Origin of the sequence: Sphaerisporangium flaviroseum, assembly GCF_039537005.1 — a bacterium.
Lineage (GTDB): Bacteria > Actinomycetota > Actinomycetes > Streptosporangiales > Streptosporangiaceae > Sphaerisporangium > Sphaerisporangium flaviroseum.
The window spans coordinates 291,216-301,813 of sequence record NZ_BAAAZR010000063.1; the positions used below are offsets into that span (position 1 = coordinate 291,216).

At 72.0% G+C, this 10,598-nt stretch carries 9 protein-coding genes; all 9 read right to left on the bottom strand.

Features of this window, described 5'->3' with window-relative positions; translation table 11 throughout:
- Positions 1-41 precede the first annotated feature (41 nt).
- The 9 genes from ABD810_RS40485 to ABD810_RS40525 all read right to left on the bottom strand — a co-directional run bounded on the left by ABD810_RS40485 (position 42) and on the right by ABD810_RS40525 (position 10,514).
- A complete protein-coding gene (locus ABD810_RS40485; RefSeq protein ID WP_344953715.1) occupies positions 42-893 on the bottom strand; it encodes a GNAT family N-acetyltransferase in 852 nt (283 codons plus the stop codon).
- Positions 894-1,066: 173 nt separating this feature from the next.
- Positions 1,067-2,455 (bottom strand): alkaline phosphatase family protein, encoded by a 1,389-nt coding sequence (locus tag ABD810_RS40490; protein WP_344953718.1) that lies wholly within the window; start codon positions 2,453-2,455, stop codon positions 1,067-1,069.
- Positions 2,456-2,566: 111 nt separating this feature from the next.
- A complete protein-coding gene (gene eboE / locus ABD810_RS40495; RefSeq protein WP_344953722.1) occupies positions 2,567-3,838 on the bottom strand; it encodes a metabolite traffic protein EboE in 1,272 nt (423 codons plus the stop codon).
- Positions 3,839-3,991: 153 nt separating this feature from the next.
- A complete protein-coding gene (locus tag ABD810_RS40500) occupies positions 3,992-4,846 on the bottom strand; it encodes a TatD family hydrolase (RefSeq protein ID WP_344953725.1) in 855 nt (284 codons plus the stop codon).
- A gap of 16 nt (positions 4,847-4,862) precedes the next feature.
- Positions 4,863-5,633 (bottom strand): EboA domain-containing protein, encoded by a 771-nt coding sequence (locus ABD810_RS40505; RefSeq protein ID WP_344953730.1) that lies wholly within the window; start codon positions 5,631-5,633, stop codon positions 4,863-4,865.
- Positions 5,634-5,715: 82 nt separating this feature from the next.
- Positions 5,716-6,585: a sugar phosphate isomerase/epimerase family protein gene (locus tag ABD810_RS40510; protein ID WP_344953733.1), complete on the bottom strand. Its 870-nt coding sequence runs from the start codon at positions 6,583-6,585 to the stop codon at positions 5,716-5,718.
- Positions 6,582-7,538 (bottom strand): SCO3242 family prenyltransferase, encoded by a 957-nt coding sequence (locus ABD810_RS40515; RefSeq protein WP_344953736.1) that lies wholly within the window; start codon positions 7,536-7,538, stop codon positions 6,582-6,584. The genes ABD810_RS40510 and ABD810_RS40515 overlap by 4 nt, the downstream gene beginning before the upstream one ends.
- Before the next feature lie 91 nt (positions 7,539-7,629).
- Complete coding sequence (locus ABD810_RS40520; protein ID WP_344953739.1) at positions 7,630-8,847, bottom strand: inositol-3-phosphate synthase; 1,218 nt, start codon at positions 8,845-8,847, stop codon at positions 7,630-7,632.
- A 116-nt stretch (positions 8,848-8,963) separates the two neighbouring features.
- Positions 8,964-10,514 carry a ThuA domain-containing protein gene (locus ABD810_RS40525; protein ID WP_344953742.1) on the bottom strand — a complete coding sequence of 517 codons (1,551 nt, stop codon included), beginning with the start codon at positions 10,512-10,514 and terminating at the stop codon, positions 8,964-8,966.
- Between the last annotated feature and the right edge of the window lie 84 nt (positions 10,515-10,598).

The following is a 10,598-nucleotide window of genomic DNA, read 5'->3' on the forward strand; positions in this document are numbered from 1 at the left end:
TCGAGCGACGGCGTCGCGTTTCGACCGGTTGGGCGACGTCGCTATCCCAGGTCGGGATGGGGAAGGTAGCGGTCCAGCCGGACCAGGCCGGGCTCGGTCGTCATGAAGGTGTCCAGGTCGTCGATCTCCCAGCCGGCCTCCAGCAACCGGGGCAGGAGCGGGTGCACGCCCGGTACCGCCACCTGGACCTCGTCGGCACCTGGATGAGCGCCGGCCGCCGCGAACACCGCGTCGGCGCAGTCCTGCGGGGTGTCGCCGCCCACCGGCCCCACCTCGAGATCCTCGTCGATCATCCGGGCGAACGCGTACCCACCGCCGGTGACGTGCAGGGTCACGCCCGGTAGGCCCGCGTACCAGGACAGGGACCCGGCCCGGTCGCCACCCGAGACCCGGCCGTCCAGCATCACGGCCTCCCGTATGCCAGGCGGCTCCCCCGAATCCGCCCTGGGCCCGTCCACCGTTCCCCGTGCCTGGAACCCGCGCGGCAGGGAAGCCTCCGATGGAGAGCCGGTCAGGTAGAGCAGCGGGCACACAGGACGCATCCCCTGCCTGATGTACAGCCCGAGGGCCCTGGAGTCGTCCGACGCGAAGGTCACCCGCGGCGTGTCGGACGGCAGCAACCGGCTCAGGATCGTCCGCCCGATCCCCGAGGACTGGTGCTCGGGCAGGACGTACAGGTCCCCCAGGTGCGAGACCTGCCCCCGGCGCAGCACCCCGCCGAATCCCACGATCCGCCCATCGACCTCTCCCACGACCAGCGACCCGAACGCACGCTCGGCGTCGAGGAAGTCGGGCATGCCCGCCCAGTCGTCCAGAATCTCGAAGTGCGAGGCCACCTCCCGTACGCCCGGCATGTCCGCGTCCACCGCGACCCGCACGCTGGATTCCCCCATCGACGCTCCTCACCTGCGAACTCCCGCATCATCCGCTTACTTGCGACTCCTCCACCCGGCTTCCTTCCCCGGCCGCCCACCTTCACCTACGCCGGATATCCGCGCCGCCGACCCGGTCGAGATCGTGTACCGGCCCAGGCGAGCGTGTAGGGGGACCTCCTCTCCGGGCGGCGTCAAGCTCCGGTGACGGGATCCGTGTCCAGGCCGGCCAGGCGGAGGCACAGGGCCTTCACCTCGGTGGCGGCGTAGGAGTCCTTCTCCAGGGGGTCGCTGCAGAGCATGATCGGGGCGTCGCAGGGGTCGGAGGGCAGGCGGCCGTGGCTGCCACGCACGGGAGCGGGGTCCAGGGGGACGACCGGCATCGTGTACCGGAAGCCCAGGGCCTTGCGGGCCAGCGCCAGCCCGGCCTTGGCCTTCACCAGGGGATCCTCGGGGTTGAGGAACAGCTCGGCCGGGTCGTAGCCGGGTTTGCGGTGGATGTCGACCATCCGGGCGAAGTCCGGGGCCAGGTCGTCGTCGAGCCAGTAGTAGTAGGTGAACCAGGAGTCCGGCGCCGCGACCGCCACCAGTTCACCGGCCCGCGCGTGGTCGAGCCCGTACGCCGCCTTGCCGCCCTCGTCCAGCACCTCGTCCACCCCCGGGAGCGCGGACAGGATGGACCGTACCTTGGCCACGTCGGCGGGGTCCTTCACGTACACATGGGCGAGCTGGTGGTCGGCGACGGCGAACGCGCGGGAGGTCCACGGGTCGAGGTACTCCATCCCGGCCTGCCGGTAGACCGAAAGCAGGCCCTCCTGGCGCAGTGCCCGGTTCACGTCGACGGGGCGGGAGACGTCGGTGATGCCGTACTCGGAGAGGACCACGGTGACCGCGCCCATGGCCGCCGCGTCGTCGAGCAACGGCTTGAGCGCGTCGTCGACCTGCCTGGCCGCGGCCACGGCCTCCGGCCCCGACGGGCCGTACCGCTGGAGGTCGTAGTCCAGGTGCGGGACGTAGACGAGGGTCAGGTCGGGATTCTCCCGGGCGAGCATCAGGCGGGCGGCCTCGACGATCCACCGGCTGGAGGCGATCCCCGCCTTCGGGCCCCAGTAGGAGAACAGCGGGAAGCGGCCCAGTTCCCGGGTCAGGTCGACGCGCAGCGACGCGGGGGTCGTGTAGCAGTCAGGGGATTTGCGGCCGTCGGCGTGGTAGATCGGCCGGGGGGTCACCGTGAAGTCGGTGGCCGCGCCCATGGCGTACCACCAGCAGATGTTGGCGACCCGGTAACCGGGATGGACCCGGCGGGCGTCGTCCCAGATCTTCGGGCCTTGGACCAGGCCGTTGTGCTGCCGCCACAGCATGATCTCTCCCAGGTCGCGGAAGTACCAGCCGTTGCCGACGATCCCGTGGTCCCTCGGGAGGGCGCCGGTGAGCAGGGTCGACTGCACCGAGCAGGTCACGGCCGGGAGCACCGTCCCCAGCGGGACGGGACGGCCGAGCCTCGCCAGGTTCGGCATGGACGACAGCAGCCGGGGCGTCAGCCCCGCCACATCGATGACCACCAGCGGCCTCACAGCACCCACTCCTCCGACCATCACCATCTCCCTTGCCTACGACCACGACATTCGTCACCCATCGTCACCGAGCCCCTCACCCGGCGCCTACCACCGGAGCCCCACCCACTTGGGCGCTGGTCAGGGGGTTTCCTCCTTCAGGCCGAGGTCGATGAGGCGCTCGCGGATCCAGGCGAGCTCCAGGGCGATCCCCTCGACCAGTTCCTCGTCGGCCCCCGGGCGGCGGTCACGGGGCAGTGCCTGCCAGGTGTAGGTCTCCACCTCGACGTGACGGGTCAGCGCCACCGGCCCGGCGAGCAGTACGCGCAGGGTCTCCTCCAGCACCCCTTGGGTGGAGGTGAGGGGCGGAGCCGGCGTCGCGTGCAGCGGGACGTGGAAGTGAACCCGCCACGGCGAGTTCCCTGGTAGCCCTCCGTCAAGGGCCTCGCCGAGATCGTCCACCGCCCGCAACCCGCCATCGTGAACCGCCCCGGCCGTGTCCGGAGAGCCGCCGGGAGCCTCCGCCAGGTGGATCACGTCCTTGGTATTCCGTTCGCGGGTCTGGTGCAGGAAGCGCGGCTCGGCGAAGGCCGTGAGCGCTTCCCTGGTGAACGGGTCGGCGGGACGATCGACCTGGAGGGCGCATGACGCCTGGAGTTTGACCACCGGCAACCCCGCCACCGCGAGCCGCTTCACCGCCTCACCAGGGTCCTCGAACTGGACGGCCAGGTGGCAGGCGTCCAGGCACACCCCCAGGTGGTCGTGGTCGACCGCCGCCAGGTGGTGGGCCGCCTGCGTGGTGTTCTCCACGATGCAGCCGGGCTCGGGCTCGAATCCGACCCGGATCCTGCGCCCTGTCTCGGCCGCCACCTCCGCGAGCCCTGCCGACAGCCGGTCGAGCATTCCCATCGCCGTCGCGGAGCGCTCGGGCGTCCACGGGGTGCGCCAGGCGAGCGGAAGGGTCGAGATGCTCCCCCACCGGACGTCGCCTGGCAGCAGGCCGGCCAGGACGCGTGCCAGGTCCAGGGTGTAGTCCAGCCGCTCCTCCGTGGTCCAGTCAGGGTGATAGACCCGCAGCTTGGGTGCCCCGGGTACGGCGGACCCGGCGTCACTTTCGCCTTCGTAGTCGTGGAAGCCCTGGTAGGGAAAGCCGTTCAGGGTGACGACCTCGAGCCCGTGCTCCGCCAGCGCGTCGCGCAGCCGTACGACCTCACCGGGCTCGGCCAGGAGCGTGTCGCAGACCGGCCGTGACAGCCACAGCCCGAGCCCCAGCCTGGGGACGCCCAGCCGCTCGCGTATCGGGCCCGCGTAGCGGCGCAACTGGCCGAGCACCCCGGCCAGGTCCTCGGCCGGATGAACGTTGGTGCAGTAGGCCACGTGGACGACGGACCCGTCCGGATGACGGAACCTCATGACGACACTCCTCTCCCGGACCCTGTCCGGTGTCCCTTCCCCCGTTCGGCACGCCCGTCATGACCGATCACCGCTCCCCCACCACGAACGGCGCCGCCCCCACCGCACCCCATCCCGCTGCGGCAACCCGCCCTGAGCCGGAGGTGAGGGCTGTCAGGCACGGGGGGCGCCGCGGAGGATGGTGTTGCCGGCGTAGTTGGGATCGGGGGTGAGGTCCGAGAGGTCCAGGCGGCCGCTCTGGCCGTAGAAGGCGACGGGGTTGTCCCACAGGACCGTCTCGACCTCGGCCTCGGAGAAACCCGCGGCGAGCATGGCGTCGCCCACGGCGCGGGTCTTCAGCGGGTCGCTCCGCCCCCAGTCCGCGGCCGAGTTGACCAGGGTCCGCGCCGGTCCGTACTCCTTGAGGATGGCGACCATCCGGTCCTCGTCCATCTTGGTGTCGGGGTAGACCGAGAAGCCCATCCAGCAGCCGCTCTCCTCGACCATGCCGACCGTCATCTCGTTGAGGTGGTCGACCAGCACCCGCTCGGGCGGCAGCCCCGACTCTCGTACGACGTCCAGGGTGCGGCGGGTGCCGGCGGCCTTGTCCCGGTGCGGGGTGTGGACCAGCACCGGCAGGTCGTGCTCCGCGGCCAGCGCGAGCTGGCGGGCCAGTGCCTCGTCCTCGGCCGGGGTGATGTCGTCGTAGCCCACCTCGCCGACCGCCACCACCCGGTCCTTGGCGAGGTAACGCGGCAACAGGTCCAGTACGGGCGTGAGGCGGGGGTCGTTGGCCTCCTTGGGGTTCAGCGCGATCGTGCAGTGGTGGACGATCCCGAACTGCGCGGCGCGGTAGGGCTCCCAGCCGAGCAGGCCGTCGAAGTAGTCGGCGAAGGTGCTGGGGGAGGTACGTGGCTGGCCGAGCCAGAAGGCCGGCTCGACCACGGCGCGCACCCCGGCCGCGTACATGCGCTCGTAGTCGTCGGTGGTGCGGGAGGTCATGTGGATGTGGGGGTCGAAGATGCGCATGGGCGTTCCTCTCCAATCACGCCGGGGCGTCCCGGCGACCTCCTGTGACGTCCGGGTGCGGCGGGACGGGCGGGGGATTCGTGGCCGGGGGTGGGTGGGGTGTGGTGGGTGGGGGGTTCGGCTCGGTGGCGGGGCGGGATGTTTCGGCCAGGAGGGCGTGGATCCGGGTCAGGTGGGCGGGGTGGCCTTCCACTAGAGGCCAGACATCAGGCGGCACCGCGCGGCCCGCCAGCAGGCGTTCCTCCGCGTAGCCGGCCATCATCCGGGCCAGCTCCTCGTCCGCGCGCCGGTCCAGGCCGGCCACCGCCCTCAGCGGCACCCCGATGAACACGCACTTCAGAACCGCCTGCCGGTAGGCGTGATCAGGAAGATGTTCCGCCGCGTACGACCCCAGGGCGGCCTCGACGAGACGGGCGTCGTTGGTGCGCAGCGCGTCTCGTACGATCGGCAGGCCCGCGTCGCCGAGCCCACTGTGCGCGGCGAGCGCCGGCAAGGACTTGAGCACCGCGAGCCGCTCGGCGGCGTCCCCGTGGGCGTACAGCTCGAACAGGATCTCCCCGAGCCGTGCCCCGGTGTGGGGCAGGGCGCGTAACAGCTCGGCCCGGACCACCTGGTCGACGGTCCAGCCAGGCTCGCCGGGGACCGGTGCCCGGCCGCAGGCACGTCCGGCCGCGGGGAAGAGCCGGTCGAGCGCCCCCTCGTCCGAACGGACCCGTTCCACCGAGGACTTCAGCCATCGGGCGCCTTCCTCGCTGAGGGTGCACCCGGGTACGTACGACGTGGTCATCGTCCCCTCCCTGCTGTCGCCGTTCCGGCCGCTCTCGCCGCTCTGACCGCTCTCGCCGCCGGCTTCCGCCGCCGGTCCGCGCTCACCTCGCGGCTCCGTCGCCGTGGACGCGGGTGTCGCCGAGTGAGTCCAGCTCGCGGAGGAAGCGCAGGGACTGGGCCGCGACGACGGGGGCCGCGTGGCTGTGCCGGGGCAGTTCGACGCTCACCAGGCCCTTGTAGCCGATCTCGTCCAGCGCCGACAGGACGGGGGGAAAGTCGATCTCCCCCTCCCCGAACTCCAGATGCTCGTGCACCCCCCGTCGCATGTCCTCGATCTGGACGTTGACCAGGTGTGCTCCGGCACGCCGGACGCAGTCGGGCACCGGATCGGGTTCCAGGCAGCGGCAGTGACCGATGTCGAGGGTCAGGCCGAGCCGTTCGGGCCGTCCTGTCAGCTCGTACAGCCGCTCGAAGGCGGCGAGGGTGTCGACCAGCATGCCCGGCTCGGGTTCGAAACCGAGTGTCACCTCCCGCGCGTCGGCCTCCTCCAGCACGGCCGTGACCCCGATGGCCAGGTTCCGCCAGGCCTCCTCTTCGTCCATCTCCGGAGGACGGATCCCGCTCCAGAAGGAGACGGCCTCCGCGCCGAGGTCCGCGGCGATGCTCACGGCACACCGCAACAGGTCGATCCGCAGTGCCGCCGTCTCGGGCGGGTGGAGCAGCGTCGGGTAGTGCTTGCGGAGCGGGTCGAGGACGTAGCGCCCGCCCGTCTCGATCACTACCGCGAGGCCGAGCTCGCTGAGCCGTTTCCCGACCCGCTCGACCTGACGGCCGATGTCGGGCGCGCAGGGATCCAGGTGCCCGGCGTCCAGGGTCAGCGCGACGCCGTCGTACCCCATGTCGGCCAGGACCGAGAACGCCTCGTCGAGACGGTGGTTGGCGAAACCGTTGGTGCCGTAACCGAATCTCACGTCGGAGAGACCTTTCGTGAAAGCTTCCTGGCGAGGGGATGGGCGGCGGTCAGCGCCGCCGCCATGGCGAGGTGGCCGCGACCGGCGGTCAGGGCGGCCTGCAGGGGCAGCACCCCGAGGATGCTCTGGCCCACCGCCGCCCTGGTCCGTCCCGCGTCGTGATCACGGGCGGCGGCGAGCTGGGCGCGGCCGACCAGCCCCGCGTACGCCGCCACCAGCCCGAACCCGGCCAGCTTGCGTGCGGGCGCGCCGGCGCCGGAGATGTGCGTCGCGGCGAGCCCGGCCGCCAGGGCGGTGGCACCGAGGGCCGTGGCGGATCGGGCCGTCGATCCCCCTCCGACCTCGCCCCGGCTCAGCACCGTCACCCCGTACGTGTGCGCGGCCACCGCACCGGCCGCGAGCAGCCGTCCCTTCCCCTCGGCGGCAACCGCACCGGCCGCGTGCAGCCGTCCCTTCCCCTCGGCGGGAACCGCACCGGCCGCGTGCAGGCCTCCCTTCCCCCCGCCGGGGACGGTGCCCGCGGGGGTCAGGGACGCGCCGCCGAGCGCCACGTCCAGCCCTCGTGCCGCGGCCATCGCGAGGGGCCCCGCCGCCGTGTCCTTGAGGGCGAGGTCGTACGCCCACACGACGGCGGCCAGTCCCGTCGCGACGCCGAGGGCTTGGCGCCCGCCTGCCAGGGCGGCGGCGGCGAGACCGGCGGCGGTCAGTCCGGCGGCGAGGCCGAGCGCCTGGCCAGGACGTACGCGCCCTGAGGGGATGGGCCGTTCGGGCCGCTCCTCGGCGTCGAGGTGACGGTCGGCGTAGTCGTTCAGCGCCATACCGGCCCAGTAGAGGCACACCGACGACAGCGCGAGGCCCGGCCTGACCGCACCCCCGGCGGCGGTGTCACCGGGCACGGTGAGCGCGGCGGGCGCCCGGACCAGCTCCGCCAGCGTCGCCAGGTCCATGGTCATCCGGGAACCCCCGCCCAGGTCGGGAACGGGTCGTGCCGGCGGTGCCGGGACGAGCGCGCCGGGGTCATGAGCAGTTCGCCACCCAGGGGGTTCACGAGAGGCTCGCCGCCCAGGTTCGTAGCAGGTCGTACTGGGTCTGGAGGCGGTGCTCGTCCAGGGCGATGGGGTCCTTGAAGAAGAAGCCGAGTTCCCTGACCGCCCCGTGGTGGCCCCGTTCGTGCGCGCGGGCCAGGAGCCTGACCAGGTCGAGCACCAGCGGCGCGGCGAGCGCCGAGTCGCAGCCCTGCCAGGTGAACTGCAGTGACATGCGCACGCCGAGGAAGCCTTCGAAGGTGATGTGGTCCCAGGCGGTCTTCCAGTCGCCGAGGTGCGGCACGTGGTCGATGTGCGTCCGCCCCTCCACGGAGTGGCCGAGTATCCCCGGCAGCGCCCTGTCCTTGGAGATCCGCTTGCTCTCCCCCGCGGCCGGGTCGGCGAGCGTGGCGCCGTCGCCCCCGCCGAGCAGGTTCGTCCCCGACCAGGACCGCACGGCGAGGGCACGGGCGGCGAACATGGGGGCGAGGGCGGTCTTCACCAGGGTCTCCCCCGTCTTGGCGTCCCGGCCGGCGTACGGAACCCCCCGCGCGCGGGCCAACTGGTCCAGCGCGGGGAGGGACACGCCGGTGGACGGGGTGAAGTCGACGTAGGGACAGCCGGCGCTGAGCGCCGCGAAGGCGTACAGCGAGCTGGGCGGCAGCACCTCGCCGGGGAGCTCCATGGCGCCGGTCAGGGCCTCCAGGTCCTGGTGGGCCGGGTGCGGCACGGCGGGCGGCTCGGTGGAGGCGACATGGATCACGATCACGCGTTCGAGCCCCCGCCGCTCGCGGAAGCCGTTGAGATCGCGGATCAGCCGCCGCGCCATGGCGGCCTGGGTCTCCGCCTCCACTCCGGCCACCTCGCCGATCCCCGTGCCGAGGGTGGCGCCCGTTGTGCTCGGAGGGACCGGCCAGGTGCCGGGGGTGGGTGCGACGCCGGGGCGGACCTCCGCGTCCGCGGCCTCAAGCTCGTGGCGGACGAGATCGGCCAGCGGCGGGGGGATGACCCCCGCCCGGGTGAGCTCCTCGGCCCTCTTGGGCAGTGGCGTGCTGGCGATGTCGTGCCCGCCGAAGACGAGCCTGTCCAGTGACGGCAGGCCCGCCCCGGTGAAGTCCGGGCTTTCTGTCACGCAGCCGATGGGCGCCGCGAGCCCGGCACGTAACGCCGCCGCGCCGGTGATGACCGTGGTGGCCACCGATCCTCGTGCCCCGACCAGCCAGACCCCGACGTCCATCAGCTTCTCCTTTCACGAGCCGGCCGCCGACTGGCCGGCCTCTTGCGACAACCGTGGTGTCCGCACCATCGCGGACGCCCGGAACACCACATACGGGATGTTCCGGGCGGAACGCATCACTTGGTGAGGGTGAGGGTGTCCACGTCGAACAGCGAACCGGAGCCACCGGTGAACACCAGGAACAGCGCCCCCGACGCCGAGCCGCTCAGCGTGGTCGTGACGTCTCGGAAGGTGTCCCAGCTTCCGGTCGAGGGAACCGCCACCGACCCCAGCAACGTGCCCGTCGCCGAACCCGACCGGATCTGGATCGTCCCGCCCGGCCCACCAGAGGAGACCCGCGCCGTGAACCTGGTCGCACCCGACGTGCTCACCGACGAGTACCCCGCCCAGTCACCGTTGTCGATGTAACCGACCGTCCTGCCGCCGCTGGCGGCCGCATGGCTCGCGACCTGCACACCGGACTGCGACGTGAACGCCTCGCCCTCCACCGGGGTGGGTGCGGTGGTCTTGGTGAGGGTGAAGGTGTCCACGTCGAACAGCGAACCGGAGCCACCGGTGAACACCAGGAACAGCGCCCCCGACGCCGAGCCGCTCAGCGTGGTCGTGACGTCTCGGAAGGTGTCCCAGCTTCCGGTCGAGGGAACCGCCACCGACCCCAGCAACGTGCCCGTTGCCGAACCCGACCGGATCTGGATCGTCCCGCCCGGCCCACCAGAGGAGACCCGCGCCGAGAATCCGGTCGCACCCGACGTGCTCACCGACGAGTACCCCGCCCAGTCACCGTTGTCGATGTAACCGACCGTCGTGCCGCCGCTGGCACCCGCGTGCCCCGCGGGCTGCACGCCCGACTGGGACGAGTACGACTCCGCCTCGACCGTGCCGCCCGCCGGAGGGTTGCCGGTCGGTGCGCAGTTGGCCTGGACCATGCCGGCCGTGTACCTGATTCCGCCGAGCAGCAGCGCGCGGTAGGCCGGGTCGGCGTAGGACTCGATCGTGTGCCCGAGGCCGGTGTAGAAGGACCGTCCGGAGACCTGCGGATGGCACCAGGTGATCGGGTGGTCCCCGCTCATCTCGCCGCCGCTGTAGCTGCTCTCGTCCAGGCTCTGCAGCACGCGGACGGTGGAGCGGGGGTTGGTGCGGTAGTTGTACCACTCGTCGGTCCGCGTCCACGTCGCCGCGAGGCCGGAGGTGGCGGGGTGCGTGCGGTCCTCGTTCCTGACCGTCGCCTGCTGGATCGCCGGGTGGCTCTTGAACCAGGCGCCGACGAGCTGCCCGTAGTACGGCCAGTTGTACTCGGTGTCGGCGGCGGCGTGGACACCGACGTACCCGCCGCCGCCGTTCACGTACGAGGAGAAGGCGGTCTGCTGGGCGTCGTTGAGCACGTCCCCGGTGGTGCTGAGGAAGACCACCGTCTTGAACTGGGCGAGGTTGGCCGTCGTGAAGGCGTTCGCGTCCTCGGTGGCGGTGACGGTGAAGTTGTTCGCGGCGCCGAGATCGCGGATGGCCTGGATCCCGGCCGGGATGGAGTCGTGCCGGAAGCCGGCCGTCTTGGAGAAGACCAGCACCTGGTAGGCGGGGTCGGCCGCCTGCGCGGCGGCGGGCATGAACTGGGTCGCTATCAGGGCGGCGGCGACCAGCGCCAGGCCGCGGCGCATGACCTTGAGCATGGCTGTCCTTTCGTCTGTGACGCGCCCGGAGATGGGGAGGCCTCATCCCCGGGCTCGCCGGGTCCGGCGCGGCGCGAGCCCCTT